Source organism: Microcystis sp. BLCC-F209, from assembly GCF_041928595.1.
In the GTDB taxonomy this organism is placed as follows: domain Bacteria; phylum Cyanobacteriota; class Cyanobacteriia; order Cyanobacteriales; family Microcystaceae; genus Microcystis.
Genome location: NZ_JBHFLL010000246.1, coordinates 1 through 21,041, shown reverse-complemented (window position 1 = coordinate 21,041; position 21,041 = coordinate 1). Strand labels below are relative to the sequence as shown.

General features: G+C 39.4%; 15 protein-coding genes and 1 pseudogene. 9 read left to right on the top strand and 7 right to left on the bottom strand.

Going from position 1 to position 21,041, the window contains the following annotated elements:
• Nucleotides 1-278 precede the first annotated feature (278 nt).
• On the top strand, nt 279-2,075 hold the full coding sequence (locus tag ACE1AQ_RS15705; RefSeq protein ID WP_106909692.1) for a hypothetical protein: 1,797 nt from the start codon (nt 279-281) through the stop codon (nt 2,073-2,075).
• A 20-nt stretch (nt 2,076-2,095) separates the two neighbouring features.
• Here ACE1AQ_RS15705 and ACE1AQ_RS15700 read toward each other — a convergent pair whose 3' ends face one another.
• A complete protein-coding gene (locus ACE1AQ_RS15700) occupies nt 2,096-4,150 on the bottom strand; it encodes a TrkA family potassium uptake protein (RefSeq protein ID WP_110543221.1) in 2,055 nt (684 codons plus the stop codon).
• Between the two features lie 411 nt (nt 4,151-4,561).
• Here ACE1AQ_RS15700 and ACE1AQ_RS15695 point away from each other — a divergent pair, with 411 nt between their 5' ends.
• The 4 genes and pseudogenes from ACE1AQ_RS15695 (at nt 4,562) to ACE1AQ_RS15680 (ending at nt 6,277) form a co-directional block, all read left to right on the top strand.
• Nucleotides 4,562-5,059: a transposase family protein gene (locus tag ACE1AQ_RS15695; protein WP_253257640.1), complete on the top strand. Its 498-nt coding sequence runs from the start codon at nt 4,562-4,564 to the stop codon at nt 5,057-5,059.
• A 220-nt stretch (nt 5,060-5,279) separates the two neighbouring features.
• Nucleotides 5,280-5,465, top strand: a pseudogene (locus ACE1AQ_RS15690) (transposase); the annotation flags it as partial.
• 246 nt (nt 5,466-5,711) lie between these two features.
• Nucleotides 5,712-5,948, top strand: coding sequence for a hypothetical protein (locus tag ACE1AQ_RS15685; protein WP_110543218.1), 237 nt, complete (start codon nt 5,712-5,714; stop codon nt 5,946-5,948).
• Between the two features lie 11 nt (nt 5,949-5,959).
• Nucleotides 5,960-6,277, top strand: coding sequence for a hypothetical protein (locus tag ACE1AQ_RS15680; RefSeq protein WP_008199082.1), 318 nt, complete (start codon nt 5,960-5,962; stop codon nt 6,275-6,277).
• Nucleotides 6,278-6,698: 421 nt separating this feature from the next.
• Here the strand turns inward: ACE1AQ_RS15680 and ACE1AQ_RS15675 are convergent, their stop codons facing one another.
• The 3 genes from ACE1AQ_RS15675 to ACE1AQ_RS15665 all read right to left on the bottom strand — a co-directional run bounded on the left by ACE1AQ_RS15675 (nt 6,699) and on the right by ACE1AQ_RS15665 (nt 12,051).
• Nucleotides 6,699-7,538, bottom strand: coding sequence for an SWIM zinc finger family protein (locus ACE1AQ_RS15675; protein ID WP_008199085.1), 840 nt, complete (start codon nt 7,536-7,538; stop codon nt 6,699-6,701).
• Nucleotides 7,539-7,551: 13 nt separating this feature from the next.
• A complete protein-coding gene (locus ACE1AQ_RS15670) occupies nt 7,552-10,674 on the bottom strand; it encodes a DEAD/DEAH box helicase (RefSeq protein WP_008199088.1) in 3,123 nt (1,040 codons plus the stop codon).
• Between the two features lie 396 nt (nt 10,675-11,070).
• Complete coding sequence (locus ACE1AQ_RS15665; RefSeq protein WP_106909694.1) at nt 11,071-12,051, bottom strand: DUF3616 domain-containing protein; 981 nt, start codon at nt 12,049-12,051, stop codon at nt 11,071-11,073.
• Nucleotides 12,052-12,706: 655 nt separating this feature from the next.
• Here ACE1AQ_RS15665 and ACE1AQ_RS15660 point away from each other — a divergent pair.
• The 3 genes from ACE1AQ_RS15660 to ACE1AQ_RS15650 all read left to right on the top strand — a co-directional run bounded on the left by ACE1AQ_RS15660 (nt 12,707) and on the right by ACE1AQ_RS15650 (nt 17,022).
• Nucleotides 12,707-14,149 carry a sensor histidine kinase KdpD gene (locus tag ACE1AQ_RS15660; protein WP_008199092.1) on the top strand — a complete coding sequence of 481 codons (1,443 nt, stop codon included), beginning with the start codon at nt 12,707-12,709 and terminating at the stop codon, nt 14,147-14,149.
• Between the two features lie 89 nt (nt 14,150-14,238).
• Nucleotides 14,239-15,336 (top strand): saccharopine dehydrogenase family protein, encoded by a 1,098-nt coding sequence (locus tag ACE1AQ_RS15655; protein WP_110543216.1) that lies wholly within the window; start codon nt 14,239-14,241, stop codon nt 15,334-15,336.
• A 3-nt stretch (nt 15,337-15,339) separates the two neighbouring features.
• A complete protein-coding gene (locus ACE1AQ_RS15650) occupies nt 15,340-17,022 on the top strand; it encodes a mechanosensitive ion channel family protein (RefSeq protein ID WP_110543214.1) in 1,683 nt (560 codons plus the stop codon).
• On the opposite strand, the gene ACE1AQ_RS15645 is transcribed toward ACE1AQ_RS15650, so the two are convergent.
• Together ACE1AQ_RS15645 and ACE1AQ_RS15640 are read right to left on the bottom strand one after the other, a co-directional pair.
• Nucleotides 16,949-17,452, bottom strand: a complete 504-nt coding sequence (locus tag ACE1AQ_RS15645; protein ID WP_008199097.1) for a hydrogenase maturation protease — start codon at nt 17,450-17,452, stop codon at nt 16,949-16,951. The genes ACE1AQ_RS15650 and ACE1AQ_RS15645 overlap by 74 nt on opposite strands.
• Before the next feature lie 198 nt (nt 17,453-17,650).
• Nucleotides 17,651-18,292 (bottom strand): Uma2 family endonuclease, encoded by a 642-nt coding sequence (locus tag ACE1AQ_RS15640; protein ID WP_008199099.1) that lies wholly within the window; start codon nt 18,290-18,292, stop codon nt 17,651-17,653.
• Between the two features lie 155 nt (nt 18,293-18,447).
• Between ACE1AQ_RS15640 and ACE1AQ_RS15635 the strand changes: the two genes are divergently transcribed.
• Nucleotides 18,448-19,131: a Uma2 family endonuclease gene (locus tag ACE1AQ_RS15635; RefSeq protein WP_008199101.1), complete on the top strand. Its 684-nt coding sequence runs from the start codon at nt 18,448-18,450 to the stop codon at nt 19,129-19,131.
• Between the two features lie 23 nt (nt 19,132-19,154).
• Here ACE1AQ_RS15635 and ACE1AQ_RS15630 read toward each other — a convergent pair whose 3' ends face one another.
• Nucleotides 19,155-20,567, bottom strand: a complete 1,413-nt coding sequence (locus ACE1AQ_RS15630) for an LCP family protein (protein WP_008199103.1) — start codon at nt 20,565-20,567, stop codon at nt 19,155-19,157.
• Nucleotides 20,568-21,041: the final 474 nt, after the last annotated feature.

Here is a 21,041-nt window from a genome sequence, read left to right as displayed (position 1 = left end):
CTAGGTTCTGTGTGATAAGTTTAATTGACATAGGATCGATCGATCTTTGTGTCCTTTGTGTCTTTGTGGTTCGTTCCACCCCCTCGCTCTTGAGAAATGTATCTTAGAATACATTTTACCCACCAAAGCTGGGAGAGCCCTATTTCTTTGTTCATGTTCCACGAACATTTGAGATATCGTCTGATTATTCTACCTAGTCTCAATTTTCATAACAGTAGGATGGATCGGGAAATAATGCAGTTTTTTTATCCTCAGATTTTTTTTAGGAGAAGACAATCATGATTAATCTTAATCCTACTATCGAACAAAAAATTAATCAATTTATTCTGGAAACCCAAAATAAATTTAGTCAGGATAAATCAGCTACCCTTGCTAGTTACCAAACAGAAGCCAAAACAATCACTCAAGAGACTAATAATTTAAGAGATGAACTTATTCAAAAACTAGGTGAATTAACTTTTTCAGACCCTTTACCTAGCAGAGGAGAATTAGAAAAACAAATAATAGCTCATACCGATCAGCTTGTGGAGACAATCAACCTTTTATCTACGGGTAAAATTTCAGGAATTTCTCTTGATACTTTAAGCCAAAAAATTGATGGTTTAGTTGCAACAATTACGATTGTATTTGATGCTAATGCTAACGATGCAAACTTGCCAGAACTTGAGCAAAAACTAACTGCTTGGCAAACAAAAATTAAAAATACTTTAGTTAAATTTTCTGCCACTGTGGAATTACAACAGAAAAATGAGTCTTTGATTGCTGAACTGAAGGATAACTTAGACAAATATAGTTCAATTCCTGAAGTAGATGAACCCTTTGAAAAGTTAGTCAAGGAATTTAAAGATAATTTTGCACAACTAAAAGAAGCAAGTGTTTTATTTAAAATTTTAGACGATTTAATCAATGAAATTAAAGCTAGAGATGAGGTAATTAAACTCAATCAAAGAATTGATATTTTGCTGGAAAAAACCCAAGAACAAGTCGCAGGATTCACTCAAGAATTAGACCGGGAAGTACAGGGAGAATTAGCTAGATTAATTACAATACTAGGGATAGCGCAGGTGGAACTCATGAACATTTCAAAACCTGGTGATATCATGCAAGTAAAGTCGGTGGTAGATGCTGGAGAAATTGCGATTAAATCTTTAATAGGTAAACCGAATATTATTTTGGCACAAAGATTACGCTATGCCGCCAGAACGGGATTGAGAGAAATCCAGAAAGGTATTGGGTTTACTCTACTAAATGTCAGAGATAATTTTTACCATTCTTTCAAAATACCTACAAAAGTTTTAATTGGATTAGTGTTAGCTGTCCCTTTGAATTGGTTGATTATGAACTCCCCTCCAGTGAAGGATTTGCTTATGTCTTTACCTCCAATCATAAATTCTAGTAACCAAAATACTGAGGGTAAAAGTAACCAAAATACTGAGGACAAAGCCATAAATTTTAGACTCTTGATATTGATATTGATGACAGGCACTTTAGGGGGAGCAGTTAGTCTTCTAACTCGTTTGCAAGATTTTGATAATCCCAAAAACCAAAAATATGACGATGACCTATTGCCATTTTTAATTGGTCTAACTAAGCCCATTTTAGGAGGAAGTTTTGCTTTCTTTATTCTACTAATTCTTAACTCTAACATTTCTCCCTTAGAAATTCGGGGTGGCACTGGAAATAAGGGGAATGACACCTATTTATATGGACTTTTGACAATGGCTTTTGTGGCTGGATTTAGCGAACGTCTTATTCCCGATTTAATTAATCAAGTAGAGAAAAGGGTAACTGTAGAGGCTAGTTCCACTGGACAGGGACTACCTCCAACGATTTTGATCGCTCCGTCTAGCGCAGCTTTAGCATTCAATGGAATCCAGGAATTTAGCATTAACCCCGTTGGTAACTACACCATCACAATCTCACCGCCAGAAAGCGGTAAAATTGATAAAAATACCACTGATGCCAAATTTACCTACACTGCACCTGCACAAGGAAATGCTGGGGATACAATTACTATTACTGCCACTTCTGATTCTGGACAAACTGCCAAGGCTACGGTCACTTTAACTGCATAAAAAAAGACCAAGAGAGCCTTCTAGTTTGACAAAAAAGGATAACTCTCATTTACCCCGAATTTCGGGTTAATCGGAATAGCCAATGCTTGAACTTGAATTTTTTTTAACTCGGAAACTAATCGAATCGCCTGCTGTTCGTAGAGGGGGGCACCCAGGGTTGCTGGCAAATTTTCCATGAGATCGCTGGCGGTTTTCAGGGGACAATTAGAAAAACGACTGATCACGGTGGGTGCTTCCGCGGCAATATTGCGGTTAAAGGCTTTTTCTACCCGCACGCGCCAAGTTTTGGGAGTGCGACGACCCTGTTCCACCCGTCGCAGTCCGTTGATGGTGGCCAGCACCACAATGCGATCGCCGATGCGTAAATTGAGATAATCTTCGGGCATTAATTTCGGGGCTTGCCGTTCTCGTTGGTGTAGGATCGGCACGACTCGATAACCGTAGGCAATATCCCCGATCGAGCTACCATTGAGAGTATCTCCAGCTTCGATCTCGTATTCTGTCACCAGAATCGTTTTTTGCGCCCAACGGAACAGATAGATGATATTTTCTCCGAAAGCCGCTCCCGTAAAGGCTTCTGCCGCCACGGTGTTCGTCCCTAAAATGTGAGATTGGGGCAGAATTTGACTTAATTGTTGACTAAGGTTGTCGTCGGTGGTGCGGATGACTAAGTAGCTTTGGGGATTGAGTTTGCGGGTGGTTAGGGCCACTTCTAAATTGAGGATTTCGTCATCGGTAACAATCGCTATACTTTTAGCCCTATCTAAATTGACATTTTTTAAAGATTCTTCGATATTTCCCGTCATCAGGGGCATTTTTGGCAGGATAGTTGCATCAAAATCCCTATTTAAGCTCACCCCAACGATCGCCTGTTGCATTTCTAGTAATAAATTAGCCACTTCTCTGCCGACTCGACCTAAGCCCACAATAACGATATGATTCTGTTGGGGAACTGGGGGACGGTTAGGGATAAATTGAAATTTTGATGATAATAAAGTTTCTGTCAAAAGGGCATAGAGAACCCCGATAAAAGCGGTTCCAGCTAAGGTTAAAAAGAGACTAAATAGCTGCATCCACCAGGGAATTGCATTTAAATCTTCGGGGTTAGAGGCACCGAAAACATCGCCGTAACCACCTAATAAAAGGATCGCCGTTCCTGAAAGAGAGGAAATAAAGGAAGCTCTCGGAGCGTAGAGATGGAAAAGAAAAGTCCCGATAATTACTAGGAGGATAATGATAAATACTGACATGAAAGCCACCCGGTGAATTTGCTGCTGAAAACTCAATTGCCAGAATTGTTGGATTTCTTTGAGCAATTTTTGCCAAAAATCCCGCAACTTCTGGGGAGAATTTGACGGTTTCTGGCGGGTAGAATCGATGTTTTGATAGGTAGTTTCGATGGTGGTAATGGTATCACCAGCCCGGATAGTGGTGGAGGGAGACCATTGATAAAATCCAGCCCTTAAAGGTTCATCGGGGGCTGTGTGTGCTAATAGACGACGGGTGGGGGTATTTAAATCACCTAAAAAGCGATCAAGTAAACCATCTTCGGGGCTAATTTGTCTCTGGATAATCCGCAATTTCTGACCGTCGAGATGCAAAAAACCGAGGGTTTCCGTGCCTAATGTGGCTAAAGCAAAGGCATTGGCGGGTAGTTGGGTGGGTTCATAGGCGATAAAATTGCCTAAAAGTTCCTTGAGTAGCTGATTGAGATTATCTTTAGAAGAACGCACCACTAAGCGAGTAAGGGGATTTAATTGCCGAATAATTAGGGCAGTAGTGGCATTAATTCGCTCATCACTGGTGACAATTAAAGCAGCCCGACAGCGATCGATTCCCGCTCTTGCTAAAATGTTTTTTTGACGACAATCACCGATAATTATTTCCTCTAATAAATCGGGAAAATCATTAATTTCCCAACTGGGAGGCTGTATTAGTTCGATACCGACAACGCTAACCCCAAACTCTTTTAAAGACTTGACGCAGTGTTGTCCGAGACTACCCAATCCACACACTAAAAAGCGATCGGCTAACTTGACATTCCCATGGACAAAGCTGAGAGATTCTTGGTTCATAGATTCTGCTTGTCTTAAAAAATAGAATGCTTTTTCAAACTTCTGATCCCCCCTGCCCCTAGGGCTGTTTCATTCTCCCATCAGAATATCAAAAGTAAAAGCGATAACTATCAGGTAAAATGAGAAGTGACCGCCAACTTTTGAAATATATGTTGAGCTTAATACAAAAACTGAAACAAGTCAAGGACTTTAGGAAAGATCAAGGAAAAAGACACCCTTTATGGATAGTATTAGTAGTAATAATACTGGTTCTTCGTTACTTGGTATGGTTCGATAGGGTAACATAAATCGACTCAATCCTTATCTGGCAATAGATTTAATTGATTAGTTCGCTCTAGATCGAAAACAATTGACAAAAATCGCAGCAACGCCTGTCTCTATAAGGGTTCCATCCCTTATAACCCCCGTCCATTGCATAACACAAACCGAAGAGCCAGAAATAGTTGGGGTATTAACGAATCAACGGCGTATAGAATTGTTAGGAAAGTAGAGAATATTCTCATCAAATCAGGTCTGTTTAATCTACCTGGAAAAAAAGCCCTCTTAGAAAGTAATAGTGAAATAGAAGTAATAGTGGTGGATGTGTCAGAACAGGAGATAGAAAGACCCAAAAAAAAACAGAAATCATACTATAGTGGCAAGCAGGGATACCACACATTAAAGTCGCAAGTCGTTGCCGATCTCGCGCAGCGAGCGCGTTGCGACCAAAAAAGCGAGCAGGTAATCTGTGTCCGTTGTGAGAAAGGAAGAGTCCATGATTTTCGACTGTGGAAAGAGAGCAAAATAAGGTTAAATAAGAAAATAAAAATATTAGGGGATAAAGGCTATCAAGGAATTCAGAAGCTCCATCAAAACAGTCAAATTCCTCATAAAAAAAAGAAAAAAGAAAAACTAAGTAGGGCTTGCTGAATAATGGTAAAACCCTTTTAAAATAAGGCTTTTGACCTGTTAAAGTCCGATGTTAGTGCAAGAAAATAGGATTGGGACTTTCAAAAACCTTGCATTATCCTTCTTGTAGTACATAGCTTGGTACAAAAAACAATGGCAACAAAGCCCGAAACTCCTGACTCCTGACTCCTGACTCCTACCCCCAGGAAAAACTTTTTCAGCAGACCCTAAGTAAAGAGCAAAAAAAGCCAATCGTCAGTTATCACAACGGCGCATAGTTATAGAACATATTCATCGTCGTCTCAAAATATTTCGGATACTTTCATCAAGATACAGAAATCGCAGACGGCGATTTGGTCTGAGATTGAATTTGATTGCTGGTATCTACAATTACGAACTTCGTTACCGACAAAAGGATATATCTTGATTGCTTTTGCAAGAGATCTAATAGAAGTATCCTTTTTTGGATGATAGGCGATCGCTTTTCTGATTGGAAGTCTGGGAGCGGTCGCTTTTGGTTTATATCATAAGTATATATTTAAATCTAGATAGCTGTCAATACATAATATATATAGGTTTTTTATAGACAGTGACTTTATTTAAAAGATTTTCTTATATACAGGACAATAGATTAAAGTCTATAATTTATACAGTATAGACAGCAGTATAGAATATGGCTAAAAATAAGATTCTGGCAACTTTCAGAGTAGATGAAGATGATTGGGAAGCATTTAAGCAGTGGTCTGAGAAGCGCGGTAATAGTGCAAGCGGGGAACTGATCCGATTTATTGAATCAGCATTAGGGAAAGCAATCCTAGACGATATGGACACAGTAGATAAAAAAATAGAAGCGGCGATCGCTTCCCTTCGGGCCGAACTGGTAAGAGAAATCGCATCAACAAAAAGATAGGAGTTTAGCCGATGCCTAACGAAACCGTGACCTATTCCTTAGAGGCTGTTTTGACAAGGATTGAGGGGAAAATAGACAGCTACCAGAAAGATGTTAGCCAAAAATTCGACAAAATCGAGGAACGTCTTACAAAGTTAGAAATCGGGCAGTCTGAGTTAAGGGGAGATATTAAAGCCTTAGATTCTAAGGTAATAGAGACAGAAAAGCGCATTAATGACCTAAATGGACGGTTGAATGTTACAAGCAATGCTTTTCTTGGCATTGTCGGAATTTTGGTGACAGGAATACTGACCATACTCGGAAAAATAGTTTTTTTTTCTAACCCCTAACCCTACTGCTAACCCGTGAACCCTACGGGTTTTTTAGCGTCGCTGACTTGATAAAACAAAAATCTCTGAAATAAAAAAACTAATTTAGCAATAATACTTTTACCAGTGGACTGTTCACCGATGATAACATTAATTTTTTTATCTCTATTTCCGCATACTTAATAATCAGAAAATTTTCAATAATTAAGGATTCCATTATATCTCTCTTATGTCCAGTCTCATAACAATACTAGCAGGTTAGGGGGAGATTTTCAATTACTGTCAGTTGTTAACCTGTTTATTCTAATCTACCCTCCTATGGATAGATACCTAAGTCAAAAAGTCAGCAATTTAGCTACAGCGTTTCTGATCAAGATAAAGTGTAACCTAATTTGACATCGGGACTGACTCCTGACTCCCCAAAAGGAAAACTTATATTTTTTTAAAGTATCCCTGCATTTTTATTGCGTACCCGTTGATATATTTCTTCCATTACCTCGATAAAGGAGGTATCCTTATCCCAAAATGCCGGATAATCACCAGCTTTTTTAATGACAATTGCGGGAATAGTTGCGGCTTTAACTAACTGAGGATTTTCTGGTAAACGGTGATGAGAGTGCCAAAATTCTTTGAGATCAATTGTTTCTGATGCCGGTATGGTTTCGGGTTTAGTGTGATAGGAGGTAACCGGGTTAAGAGGAATTTTTTCCTCTTGGATGGAGGAGGAAAGCAGCTTACCGAGGGGAGTTTTTGCTAATTCTTGCAGTAATTTTTGACGAGAGATACCCCGTAATTCAAATAAGAGGAAAGGATCCTGATCTAATTGGGAAGCAACGAGGTAATAAACTCCAGCAATATGTTTACAGGGATTTTCCCAATCGGGACAGGAACAATTGGTGATAAAATCCTTTTGACTGTGGGGTAATAAGTGTAGATTCAGATCGCTAAATGCTTCATCAATATTATCGGGAACTTCTTTGAGCAGCAGTTTAGAGATCATACTCGCTCTTGAACCAAGATTATATAAAGCTTGTGACCACTCTGCTTTAGTAATTGGTTTAATCTCGATACTCACCTTATACAAAGGTTCTTTGTAAACTCCAAAGTAGGGATTAATGGAACCTCGCACCTGAGCAGTAATTAAATTACCGTCAATTTTATAATTCTTGACTTTATCATTTTTAGCGTAGGAACGTCCTCGACTCAAACGCGATGAGTCGGTAAATTCCTCTAATGCTTCTATAAAGCGTTGTCCCCACCAAGTTTTACTAAATTTATTCATGGGTTTACCTCGATTAAATAATTGTCTGTTTATTCAATGCGATTAACTGACGAAAACTTTCGTTATCTAATTCCGTTAACCAGGATTCATCATTACTAACAATAGCATTAGCTACCTTTTTCTTTTCCTCGATCATTTCATCAATTCTTTCCTCTAAGGTTCCCAAAGTGACAAATTTATGCACGAAAACATTTTTTTGTTGACCAATTCTAAAAGCGCGATCGGTGGCTTGATTTTCCACCGCAGGATTCCACCAACGATCGAAATGAAAAACATGATTTGCTTTAGTTAAAGTAATCCCCACTCCTCCAGCTTTTAGGGATAAAATAAATACAGAAGGTTCTGTTTCGGGATGTTGAAATTCTTCGATCATTTGTTCTCGTTTTGGTTGGGAAGTCCCACCGTGAAGATAATAGGTATTGTAGCGAAAAGTTTGTTTGAGGTACTTTTGTAAGGAGTCACCGATTTCAGTAAATTGAGTGAAAATTAGCAGACTATCTCCCTCTAAAATTACTTCTTCTAGCATTTCTCCCAAACGCTCTAACTTATGCGATCGCTCAGGGGTAAAAGCGCTGTTATCCTGTAAAAATTGACGGGGATGATTACAAATTTGTTTCAAGCGCATCAGGGTAGATAAAATTAATCCTTTGCGTTTTATTCCCTCCGCTTCTTCTAATTGTTTTTCCACTTCTTTGATGACAACTTCGTAGAGAGAAGCTTGTTCTTTAGTTAAATTACAATACTGTTTGTTTTCCACTTTATCTGGTAAATCTTTAATTATCTGCTTATCGGTTTTTACCCGACGCAGAATAAAAGGTTCCACTAATTTTTTGAGAACCGTGGACTGGAGACGATCATTTTGTTTTTGGATTGGCACTTCAAACGCTTTACGAAATTGAGTTTCTTTGCCTAAATAACCGGGGTTAAGGAAGTTAAAAATTGACCATAAATCAAGCAGTCTATTTTCCACAGGAGTTCCCGTTAATGCGAGACGATGTTGTGCAGATAAACTCAAGATTGCTTTAGTTTGTGCTGCTTTAGGATTTTTGATATTTTGTGCTTCATCAATTACCAAACGTTGCCAAGATTGCGAGTTAAATAATTTCAAATCCTTGCGAACTAAGGTAAAGGAAGTAATGACGATATCCTTGTGACTAGCTACTGTCTGAAATTCGCTCTCATCTTGATAGCGCTTACTACCATGGTGAATTAAAACCTGAAGATGGGGGGCAAATTTTTCAATTTCTTTTGCCCAATTTCCCACCACAGAAGTGGGTGCGACTAGCAGAGTCGGTAAAACATTATTATCTCCCTCTCTTTCCCCAACCAATCTAGCAATTACCTGTAGGGTTTTTCCTAATCCCATATCGTCAGCAAGACAACCATTTAAACCCAATTGTTCCAGGTATTGAATCCAAGCAACCCCGCGCTTTTGGTACTCCCGCAGCGTTCCTTGTAATTGGGGAGGATTTTCGATCGGTTCTAGTTGACTAGGATTTTGTAATTTATCTAGCATTGAACCCAAAAAATCATCGGTTTCAACAATAATATCCTCTGGGTATTCGGCAGCTTTTTTCATTAATTCAATCAGATTCATTTCAGGATTTTCCTGCTGATATTTCTGCCAAAAATCCAGCATTTGCTGCATTTTATTTTGTTCTAATTCTACCCATTGACCTCGAAATTTAACTAGGGGGGTTTTGGTATTAATTAATTGTTGCCATTCCTCTTGGGTAATAGTTTCTTCACCGATGGCTAGTTCATATTGATATTCAATGATGTTTTCGAGGCTAAAAATACCTTTACTAACGGGGGTAGATTTGCCCGATTTAGAAGTAGTTTTTAGCCGAACTTTGGCGCGCTGACGACCTTGAGGAGTCCACCAAGCGGGAATAATAACTTTATATCCAGCATCTTCTAAAATCCAAGCAGTTTCTTTTAAGAAAGTAAAAGCTTCTGTAAGGTTGAGAGAAAATCCCGTCGGTTTATCCGTTTCTAATCCTTGCCAAATGGGGGGATAAATACGGGCAGCATAACCCAAACTTAGTAAAATATTTTTGTCTAAATCTTGACCAAAATGCGCTTGTATGCTTGTTCTAGTTTCGGGGACTGCATACCAATATTGGTCTAATTCTAATCGCAGGGAGGGGTCTTGTTTAGAGATGAGGATAAAAGTAATTTGCCACTGTTCAATATTATTTTCTGGCGCTTCCGTTAGTTTAAAACCAAGGCTAAAACTAGATATATTTTGGTCTCCTAGTAATTGCTGTCTCCAAGTTTGCCACTGTTGATATTTTTCTAAGGCAGCGGCAGTTTGCAGAAATCCAGCAGCTTTAGTCACAGAGAAGCAATCACCTATAATTGTTTCGCTAATTTTTTTCTCAAAACTGGCAGGAATTGCCGTATTAGTGACAATTTCATTGAGGAGACATTCCGAGAAGTGCCGGAGTAGGGTTTTGGGGTCGTATAATTGTGGTGAAGCATGGGTATTTTCAGCACCAGCAAGACAAATGCGGGGAAGATATTCGAGATAGCGATCAAGATTGGTTTCGTAGGTTGCTGATATAATTTCCCAAAGAGGATAGATGGCAAAGTCAGCAGTTTTCTTGTTCTTTGTGGCTAATTCTCGATATTTAAAAGCAGGAATATAGTTATCTTTGATAATTATTTCTTTAAAAGCTTGACTGTAGTGATACCAAAAAAGTAGATCTGCACCTAACTGAATCTCTGAGGAGTTGTAAAGACAGATAAAGTGCAGATCATTGAGTAGTTTAAGTACGGGATTAAGGGGATAACAATCAATGTGCCAAGATTGCCATTGGCTATTTTCTGGGGGTTCTTTTTCTAGATAACGCAGTAATTCTAAGGAGGGTAAAGGTTGATTGTCGTGACTAGGTAAAAGAAAGTAGCGGGGGACAAATTGCCGACTAAGAGGATTATAATTCGATTGAACTATTCCTAACTCTCCGGTGAGAAAGCTAGTTAATTCTTCTTTGCTTAACTGAAAAGGATGATAATTATCAGCAGTGGTGCGACTCTTTTTCGGGGTGCTAGTTTCTCCCCAAAGATAAAAGCTACCCTTCTGAATAAATTCATCCGTTGATTGAGGAATCCAAGTACCGTGAAGAATTTTCATGGTTTTTAATAAGTACAAAAGAACTTAAATGAGGGCAATACTTAGCCTCTAGAAAAATTGTAGCGATTATGGGAGAATTCTCCACACTTTTTTGTCCCTTTGCGAACCCAGAAGTCCTCTGGATAAGAGAAAAAGGTTAATAGAGCTTCTAGGATAAAAAACCATTGAGAAGACGTGATCAATGGTTTTTTTGAGCTTAAAGCTTATCCCTACATGGTTTGAAAGCTATTTTTGTTCTAGGTTTTGTTGAGGTTCCACTAAGAAGGATGGCTAATTATAGCAATTCCCCAAAATCCGGCTACAGGAGTTCGATCCTCCTACCTTCGGCATCTCCCTTAAAAAGGGGAACTTAAATTCGATAATTCGATCTCTAGTTTTTATGGGTGAGAATTGGTATTAATTAACTTTTACCCAAATACTGCGGAAATATTTTTCGGGATTATTTTTATCGATAATATCTTTACAGGGAGTATTACCAACTCGCTCGATTGTACCATCATCGCTTAAAATCTGAAAGCGATCTGGGAAATGGGGATAAAACAACAAAGCTTCTGGACGAAAACCTTCAGGGAATTGCAGTGATTCTATCTTTTCTGGTGCATCTTCTTTTTTTCCTGACCAAGTATAGAAAACAAATTGATCGCCTCCATGAAATTCTCCAGCAATAATTAAATATACTTCTAAAGCTGGCCAAAATTCAATGCTACGAATTCCTAATCCTCCCAAATCTAGCAGGATAGGATCACCAAATTCAGCTTTAGCCGTGGTTGAATTAGTAACTAAACTCTTGGGATTTTTTAGGGGTAATAAAAGAGCTTTATCGTTGGGGACAGGATTACGAAAACCGATTAAGATATTTCCGTCTGGAGTTGCCGTTAAACCTTCAATATTTAATCCTACTTCAGCTTTGGGAGCTTTGGTTTCTGCTGTTTTGAAATCAAATATTTTAGCCAATTGAGAGTCTTCGATAATATCACGCAAGACTAACTGAGTATAAGACTTACCCACTTGAACTATACTAGAGCCGTCATCGTTAATTTTACTGGCAAAAAATTGATGACGAGGGATTTTTCGTTTAGCATCTTTATTGCGTCCATGGGAAGTAATCCAATAGATTATGTCATTGAGTACAGTTACCCCCTCCAAGTCGATTTCTTTATTTTCAGGATTGTTTTTCAGCCAACCATTAATGTCAATTGTTTCCAGTGCTTTTCCCGACTCTTGAGAGGAATAAATCCAGAGAATATTACCTAATTCTGGATCTGCCTCATCATTACCAACAACAAATTTATTTTCTCCTAAAGCAGTGGCTGCAGAAGCATCACAAATTCCTTGATGTTTGATTTCTTGGATAATAGAAAAGTTGAGAGGTTTCATGATTGTATTCTCCTTGTTAACTGGAAAAGTGAGGATTGAAAAAATTATAGGTAATAAAAGAGAAAAAGACAAGAAATGACTAGAAATAATCTGAGAAAGGATTGGTTTGAATAACTAATTTCTCCTAAGTTCAAAAGTTTGTCGAGTCTCATAATTTGTGTTAGTCCCTCCAAGACCCGATGACTCCTGCCATTGACCTAATGCCAAGGCAAAAGGTTTTGGGATTAAAGATCGGTTGGTTAGGGAAATAATTGGGTAACACTTTTAAGTTATTCGATGATAACCATAGATAAGCAAAAAAAATACTTAAATGTAACAAAAAAATACATAAGTGGGGAGGTGTAATTAAATATCAGACTTATCGAGGTTGAATTGAGGCACGAACCCCACAACTGGCATAGGTGATCAACTACACTAACCTATATTACAAATCATTAAACCGATTGACAGTTTTTCCGATCAAGATGAAGTGTAACCTAATTTGCTATCGACTACCGACTCCCCAAAAGCAAAACTTTGTACCTCACCATTAAGATAACTGTTATCAAAACGCGGATATCACTGCCAATAGAGTTCGGTTTTACCGTTATGGGATGAGCATTGACGGGGGTACTATTCTAGGTAAGGAATTTGTATCTAGTCAGTGATGAAGACGATGTTAAAGGGGTCTTTACCGAAATTAAGCGATATTTTCCCGCCAACTGACCATCAGGACCGGGAAACTTTCACCCCGAATGCTTTTTATCCTAATTTATCGGAATGGCTCAAGCGCTCGCAACTGAAAGCGGAAAGTGAATGGTTTGCAGCGATCGCATCCTTAGAAAATATCTTATTACAAAACCAAAATAATGCTGCTGCCGGTCGGGGTTTAATTCTCTCCGGTCCGACGGCTTTAGTCAGAGAAAGCAAGGCTCTAACGGGTTTTGAATTTGGTGTTTTTACTGTTAAAGCTTTAAAACATTTACAATGGCCGGGTTTTCAATTGCCTTCTCAGGAAAAATCCGCCGCCGATGTTTCCCCGACGGAGATTCATGAATTGCCTCTCTTGCCAACGGATCCGATTGCTAATGAAAGATTTTGTCTAGTTTTTAGTGAAAGTTTCGCTCTTTTGCTGGTTTTAGGCGAGGATCAGTGGGGTTTGTCCTCTTTTCAATTTTCCTTTGATCCCGTCCTCACTCAGCAAGCCTGGCAGCAGTTGCGGCAACGATTAGTTAATCTGCGTTATCCGCAAATCGGGACTTTAGAGGCAATTATCAAAGCTAATGGCAGTCCCTCGCCGGATTATCGTCTAGTTAGCCAATTTAGCCGCCAATTACTGCAAAATTTACCCAACCAGTCCAATTTAGACCCGAAAAAAACGAAATCGCCTATCAATGCCGAAATCACTCCCCCAAAGGAAGATAATTCTAATTTAGAATCGGGTTGTGATTTGGAGTTATTGCGAGCTTTAACCCACGAAATTCGCACCCCTTTAACCACCATTCGCACCATTACCCGATTATTATTAAAACGGGCAAAAATAACGGAAGATGTGGAAAAATATTTAGAAACAATCGATTTAGAATGTAGTGAACAAATTCAGCGCATGGAATTAATTTTCCGAGCTGCAGAATTGGGGATTAATCCTCTGGGAGATAAACCGATTCAATTAATTCCAATTGCTCTAGAAAAAGTCTTTCAAGATAGTATTCCCCGGTGGCAAAAACAAGCTAAACGGCGCAATGTCAATTTAGAAGTTAATGTACCGAAAAAATTGCCTTCGGTAATTAGTGACCCGAATTTATTGGATCAAATGTTAAATGGAGTCGTGGAAAAATGTACTCGCAGTATGGCTAGTGGTGGCCTGTTGCAGGTACATATATCAACGGCAGGAAATCAATTAAAAATGCAGTTCCAAACTCAGGTAAAATCGCCTAATCTTACTTTCAAAGCTTTGGGAAAAGTTTTAATGTTTCAACCAGAAACGGGTAGTTTAAGCCTGAATATGAAGGTAACTAAAAACCTTTTTCAAGCTTTGGGAGGTAAGTTTATTGTGCGTCAAAAACCCGAAGAAGGCGAGATTTTAACCATTTTCTTGCCCCTAGGACGCATTAAATAAGTTGGGATTATTCTAAAATTTTCATCTTGAAAAATAGGGAAACTTGCCAAAAGGATGCTATACTAGGGCAAACATTATTAATAGTTGCCATGGAAAAAACTGTTTTAATTTTAGGTGGCACTGGTCGCATTGGTCAAAGTGTCGCCCTAGATATTATTAATCATACTGCAGCTAAAATTATTATCACAGGACGCAGGAAAAAATCCATTAAATTACTGCCAAGAATGCAGTTCTTGGCTTTAGATTTAGAAGAAATAGACAAGCTTAGACAGGCAATTAAAAACAGTGATTTAGTCATTCATTGTGCTGGTCCCTTTCATTATCGCGATGGCAGGGTAGTAAAAATTTGCATCGAAGAAAAAGTCAATTATATTGATGTTAGTGATCATCGTTCTTTTTATCAAAAGTTAATCCCCTATCGAGAATTAGCGATAAAAGCGGGAATAACTGCCGTGGTTAATACGGGAATTTTCCCCGGTATTTCTAATAGTATAGTGCGGGAGGGAGTCGAACAGTTAGATAGGGTAGAAACGATCCGTTTAAATTATGCCGTAGCCGGTTCCGGAGGTGCGGGATTAACCGTAATGCGGACAACTTTTCTCGGTTTAAAAAAGCCTTTTTTAGCTTGGATTGAGGGACGATGGCAAGAGATTGAACCCTATACTGCCAGGGAAGTAATTGACTTTCCCGCTCCTTTGGGTAAAACTGGTGTTTATTGGTTTGATATGCCAGAAACCTACACTTTCGCTGAATCTTTTCAGGTGCAAAATGTGATCACAAAATTTGGTTCTATTCCCGATTTTTATAATCATTTAACTTGGATTACTGCCCATATTTTCCCCGATGCTTGGGTAGAAAGTTCTCGGGGAATCGAGTTTTTTTCCCAAGTTAGTTATCGCATGACAGAAGTAACCGATAAATTTTCGGGAATTGGAGTGGCAATGTTGGCAAAAGTCGTCGGATGGCAAGGGCAGCAAAAAGCAGTTTATCAAGCAACTATGGTTCACGAAAACACTGCTCAAGCAGCGGGTTGGGGAACTGGCAGCGTGGCAGAATTAATCTTAGCGGCAAAACTCCAAAAAGCCGGGATTTATCCCGTGGAACAGGTGCTATCCACAGAACTATTCCATGCTACGATGAAAAAAAGAGGTATTAAACTCGATCGCTCCTGTACAATTGTGGCTTAGAAGATGAAAAAAATCTGGCGTTACCTAGGACTGTTTTGTTTAGTTTTGTTACTGACTTTATCCCCTATCTTCATGATAGCAGCCCAGAATAATCCTGCTAAACAGGGACAGGAAACACCCCTGGAAACTTTGGGAGAAGTTTTTCCCGTCATGCTTGATAATCAAGAACTTTTTACGATTCGGCAGGGAATAGGTTCTTTTTCAGCGCAAGAAAGAGCGAAATCGATTACAGACAGAATTGAAAAAATGGCCGATGACGATGCTCTTTCTCCTGAAGATTTAACTATAAAAATTGATCCTGAAGACAAAAACCCTTCGATTATTTTGGGAGATACGGTTATTGCTACTATTACTTCTAAAGATGCCAAATTACAGGCGGTCAGTCAAGAAGTATTGGCCGAACGAGCTTTAGCAAAGATTAAAGCGGCCATTGTCCGTTATCGTCAAGAACGTCAACCAGATAACCTCTTAAAAGATGCAGTTTTGACGGTAAGTGCTACCTTGGCCACGGTCTTAATTTTCTGGGTAATAATTTTTATATCTTCGCGGGTTTTTCCCCAGATTCAGAGGTTAATCACCTCCCTAGTTCCTGGGGTCGTATTCCAAAATTTTGAGATTATTAGTTCCCAGACAATAGGAATTTTTTCCCTAAGAGTTTTGCAATTTATCCGCACTCTAATTATTTTAACTATTCTCTATTTTTATTTAACTTTTGTCCTTCGTCTTTTTCCCTGGACTAGAAAATTTGGTGATGGTTTTCTGCAATACTTTTTTAGTGCTTTAGAAGTTGTTTCCCAAGAGATAGCAAAATATTTACCCAGTATTTTTATTATACTGATAATTGTTTTTATAACTCACTATCTGTTGAGAGCAATTAAACCATTTTTCACCGCCTTGGCAAGAGAAAATTTAGTAATTCATGGTTTCTATTCCGATTGGGCAAAACCAACCTATAATCTACTGTCACTGCTGATAATTGCCTTAGCTATAGTCATCGCTTTTCCCTATCTACCCGGATTTAATTCTCCTGCTTTTCAGGGGGTGTCGGTATTTTTAGGGGTACTATTTTCCTTGGGTTCCACCTCTGCTATCGCTAACGTGGTGGGGGGAATTATCCTCATCTATACCCGCTCTTTTCAACTAGGAGATAAAATTTCTATTGGTGATGTTATTGGAGATGTGATTGAAAAAGGATTATTAGTCACCCGTATTCGCACACCAGCTAATAGAATTATCACGATTCCTAATTCATCGCTGTTAAACACCAATGTGATTAACTTTACTGTCTCTCAACGGGAATTCAAACAGCCTTTAATTTTGCAAACCACAGTCACTCTTGGTTATGATTTACCTTGGCGTAAGGTTCACGCAACCCTGAAAGAAGCAGCCTTAGCCACCCAATTTATTGTCTCAGAACCTGCTCCTTTTGTCTTGCAAACCAGTCTCGATGATTTTTATGTCAGCTATCAGCTAAATGCCTACACCGATCATCCTAGCAAAATGGTGTATATTTATTCTGAATTACATCAAAATATTCAGGATAAATGTAACGAAGTTGGCATCGAAATTATGTCTCCTCACTACAAGGCTCTCCGGGATGGCAATCACAGCACTATTCCTGAAAATTATCTGCCGGAAGATTATCAAAGTCCTGCTTTTGGTATTCAGTCAAATTCTCAGAAGTAATAATTTTCTTAATAGCTTTAATCGCTTTTGTCAAGCCCTTTTGAGTTATTGTTGATAATTCTTCACCAAATTCACAATTAATAGCAGGAATAAATATTCCCCAGGTCCTGGGAGTTTGTTGATAAATTGCTTGAGTTAATGCTAATAAAGAAGCGGGACTTTCTGCATGACCGAAATTATTCCATTCGGTAACTGCCGCTAATTTTTCTATCCGGATATCGGTTTGATTAGATAATACCGCATCAACAAAAATAACTAGGGAAGCATCAGCTATATCGGCTGCTAACTCAGGAGTCAATTGATGGGTAGCGATGACTTGCACATTAGGCAAATTCTCCTCGGCGATAATTTCGGCTATTCTCACTCCCACTCCGTCATCATTTCTTAAAGTATTACCGTAACCGATGAGCAGTATTTTAAAATTATTCATGGTTAAATAGAGGAGACAGGAGTGGGAGGATTTACTTCGTTGCCATGAAAGACGCTGTCAGCGGGAAAAATTAGTTTAAATACTAAGTAGGTGGGTGGAATTAAATATAAGATGAACGTAGGTTGGGTTGAAGCATGAAACCCAACGCCCGCTCATGTTACGCTACCGCTAACCCATCCTACAAATAATTGTGCCTCCCTACTTATAAAAATCTTCGAGATGTTGTTTTAGTTGACGAATTGCCATACTACTATTGCGATTGTCGGCAATTTCTCCACAGAAAGAAACTAGATTTTGTAGGTTAAAGTTAGGAAAATATTGACTTTGATGGCGAGGGATATACTCTTGATTCTCTAGCCAATAAATATAGAGAGTTTTCTGACGATACAACCAAATTTCAGGCACTTGATAAGGCAGATAGTCATCCACATTCGAGTAACTGGTGACATCAATTTCTAATACTAAATCGGGAGGAGGATCATTTACCCAGTCAATTCTGGCTTTCCCTGCTATAGCCGGCCAATGGTCAATATAAAAACTATAATCTGGTTCAATACCACTTGTTTCTGGTAATTCCATGGTTACGGGAGTAAAAGCCTCGTACTCACGCCCCAGATAATCCAATAAGGTGATGATAATATTAGCAATTAAATGGGCATCACGTCCATGCTTAGGAAGTGGAGACATAAGCAAGACTTCTCCATTGTGATATTTGATTTTAGGCTGAGAATTGTCGCCCCTTTGCCGAGACAAAGTTTGATAATCTAGCCAAGTGGCAGGTAATCTCACTAAGGATCCCACCGGTAGCTCGATTTTATCTAGTGAAACTAAGGCAAACATGGCGCAAGGTTCCAGGTAAATGATCAGAAACGCTGTAAAATAAGTATAGGATATCTTCGATGCTCTCGATACAAAGCTTAACCTAATCGATAAATTAACTGAGTCTGCTAAAAAAACTTAAGCGTTGATAGTAGTTTCTTGATGAGCCAAAAATTATGGTATCGACTAACACAGTTTCCTCTAATATTATTCCCCCTCTCGAAAATGGTGATAGATTAACTCGTCCCGAATTCGAGCGCCGTTATCAAGCAATGACGCCGCTAAAAAAAGCTGAATTAATCGCAGGAGTTGTTTATATGGCAGCCGCGGTGAGAGCCAAAAAGCACGGTAAACCCCACGCTAATATTATCGGTTGGTTAACTGCTTACGAAGTGGCGACACCTGGAGTAGAAACACTGGATAATACTACTGTGCGACTGGATGGGGAGAATCAACCACAACCAGATGCTTTATTAAGAATAGAAACCGGTGGACAATCAAGCATTAGTGAAGATGATTATGTAGAAGGCGCGCCGGAATTAATCGTGGAAATTGCCGCCTCTACTGCTTCCTACGATTTACACGAAAAACTCAAAGTTTATCGTCGCCAGGGAGTGCAAGAGTATATTATCTGGCGAGTAGATGACCAAGAATTGGACTGTTTTCGCTTAACTGATGGAGAATATTTACCCCTAGAATCAAATCAAAATAACATTTTTTGCTCTCAAATATTCCCTGGATTATGGCTGGATAAAAATGCTTTATTATCGGGTAATTTAGCCGAAGTTTTGGAGGTGTTAAAGCAAGGAATAGCTAGTCAAGAACACCAAGAGTTTTGTCAAACTTTGGCTAATAAATAACCCGGATAAACTTGATTTTTTTGTTAGTTGCCTGGGGATGGCTCAGAAAGATTAGTTGATTTTTCTTGCCAATCTTGACCGATTTTAATCGTCACATCAGAAGCGAGATTACCCGTACTTTCCACCAAAACTTCCCCGACACCAAGGCTATTATGCAGGGCAGCAGCCAGGGAATCATCCCCTTTTTGAGCAATAATTTTGGTAGTTTCTAGAATTGGCGATGAAGACTTAGAGACAAAAACATTTTCATAACCAAAGGAGCGCAGATATCTAACTAGAGCTTGCACCGCTTCTGGATTATCGATGCTATCTTCCACAGCTATGCGAGTCGGTTGCCTGTTTTCCTCGATGTCAGCCATAAAAAAGCCGTGGTTAAAATGTTGAGCCACTAGCTCTTGAATTTTACTTTGATTGGGCAACCAATAACTGATCCCTTGCCGACCATCACCATTAAAGTCTCCGGGTAGCAGTAGCATTTGCACATCAGCGCGCTCAGTTTTGGAGGCAAAGCCGGCTAGGGCGAGTAACTCCTCTAAACTGAGATTAGTATCGATATGGGTACGGATAACCTCGATAATATCGGGAATTTTCAGTAAAGTTGCTGGTTTTAGAGTTTGTTCTACTAAAGACCGCATTAATTGCTGTTGTCGTTGGATACGACCGATATCGCCGTTAGCATCGTAACGAAAACGGGCAAACTGGAGGAATTTCTCACCGTTAAGGTGTTGTTCCCCTTTTTTCAGGTCAATGTAGAGGTGTTGACTAAAATCTTTGTACTTCATGTCTTTGGGAACATATACCGTCACCCCCCCCAAAGCATCAATTAATTTTTCCACACCCTGCACATTAATGCGAATATAGCGATCGATAGCGACTCCGTCTAAAAGATGACTAACCGTTTCCGCCGTTAAAGCAGGTCCGCCAAGGGCGTTAGCTTCATTGATTTTTTTCTCCCCGTAACCCTCGATATCGGTGCGGGTATCCCGGGGGATGGAAAGCATAGTTAACTTCTGTCTTTGGGGGTCAAAACGCAGTAACAGCATGGTATCGGTTAAACCCTCTAAGGAATTAACCGGGGCATGATAACCCAGATCTGGGCTTTTTGTCTCCTTGACATCGGATGTCAACACTTTCGCGCCGACTACCAGAATATTAACGGGACGGTTGAGGGCGGGAAGTTGCAGATTTTCATAGGATATGGCCTGCTGATTGTTAAAGGCGGCCGCTTCTTCGGGACTAAGGGCAGCTTGTCGCAAAGGTGTGGAGGAGAGAGACACGGCCAACATCGCCCCCGCCGTGGCGGAAACTAGGGCGCAGCCGGTTAAGCCTAGGGCTGTCAGGAACCATTTACGGGACAATCGCCGCTTTTTCACAGGTTTAGCTGCTAATTTCCCTGATTTTCCGCTTTTAAGCCTTGATTTCGTCTTGTTAACCACAAATTGCCTCACACAATCACTAAATATCTCCCTCAAACCATATTTTAAAGGGATGAACTATTTTTTTTCTCAGATACCCGGAAAAGATTATTAAACTAATTGGGTTTTTTAGAGAGTTAGCAGATAATATAGCAGAATTTTTCCTTATCGTTGTTCTGCATCGCAATTTTGCAGAAATATCTATACTAGGGTTTGCTGGTGGGGTGTGCGGTGTGGGGAAGTGGGAATTATGAATTATGAATTATGAATTATGAATGGGGGAAGTGGGGAAGTGGGCTGTGGGGTGTGGGGAAGTGGGGGAGTGGGAATTATGAATTATGTGTTATGATTTATTAATTATTATTTATTAATTTTGATTGGGGTAAGTGGGGATTTGGGCTGTGGGGTGTGGGGAAGTGGGGGTGTGGGAATTATGAATTATGAATTATGAATTATGAATTATGAATTATGAATGGGGGAAGTGGGGAAGTGGGG

What these genes read in the sequence shown, in the direction of transcription:
- ACE1AQ_RS15705 (WP_106909692.1), top strand. Translation starts at nt 279, where the DNA reads ATGATTAATCTTAATCCTACTATCGAACAAAAAATTAATCAATTTATT.
- ACE1AQ_RS15700 (WP_110543221.1), bottom strand. Translation starts at nt 4,150, where the DNA reads ATGAACCAAGAATCTCTCAGCTTTGTCCATGGGAATGTCAAGTTAGCC.
- ACE1AQ_RS15685 (WP_110543218.1), top strand. Translation starts at nt 5,712, where the DNA reads ATGGCTAAAAATAAGATTCTGGCAACTTTCAGAGTAGATGAAGATGAT.
- ACE1AQ_RS15680 (WP_008199082.1), top strand. Translation starts at nt 5,960, where the DNA reads ATGCCTAACGAAACCGTGACCTATTCCTTAGAGGCTGTTTTGACAAGG.
- ACE1AQ_RS15675 (WP_008199085.1), bottom strand. Translation starts at nt 7,538, where the DNA reads ATGAATAAATTTAGTAAAACTTGGTGGGGACAACGCTTTATAGAAGCA.
- ACE1AQ_RS15670 (WP_008199088.1), bottom strand. Translation starts at nt 10,674, where the DNA reads ATGAAAATTCTTCACGGTACTTGGATTCCTCAATCAACGGATGAATTT.
- ACE1AQ_RS15665 (WP_106909694.1), bottom strand. Translation starts at nt 12,051, where the DNA reads ATGAAACCTCTCAACTTTTCTATTATCCAAGAAATCAAACATCAAGGA.
- ACE1AQ_RS15660 (WP_008199092.1), top strand. Translation starts at nt 12,707, where the DNA reads ATGTTAAAGGGGTCTTTACCGAAATTAAGCGATATTTTCCCGCCAACT.
- ACE1AQ_RS15655 (WP_110543216.1), top strand. Translation starts at nt 14,239, where the DNA reads ATGGAAAAAACTGTTTTAATTTTAGGTGGCACTGGTCGCATTGGTCAA.
- ACE1AQ_RS15650 (WP_110543214.1), top strand. Translation starts at nt 15,340, where the DNA reads ATGAAAAAAATCTGGCGTTACCTAGGACTGTTTTGTTTAGTTTTGTTA.
- ACE1AQ_RS15645 (WP_008199097.1), bottom strand. Translation starts at nt 17,452, where the DNA reads ATGAATAATTTTAAAATACTGCTCATCGGTTACGGTAATACTTTAAGA.
- ACE1AQ_RS15640 (WP_008199099.1), bottom strand. Translation starts at nt 18,292, where the DNA reads ATGTTTGCCTTAGTTTCACTAGATAAAATCGAGCTACCGGTGGGATCC.
- ACE1AQ_RS15635 (WP_008199101.1), top strand. Translation starts at nt 18,448, where the DNA reads ATGGTATCGACTAACACAGTTTCCTCTAATATTATTCCCCCTCTCGAA.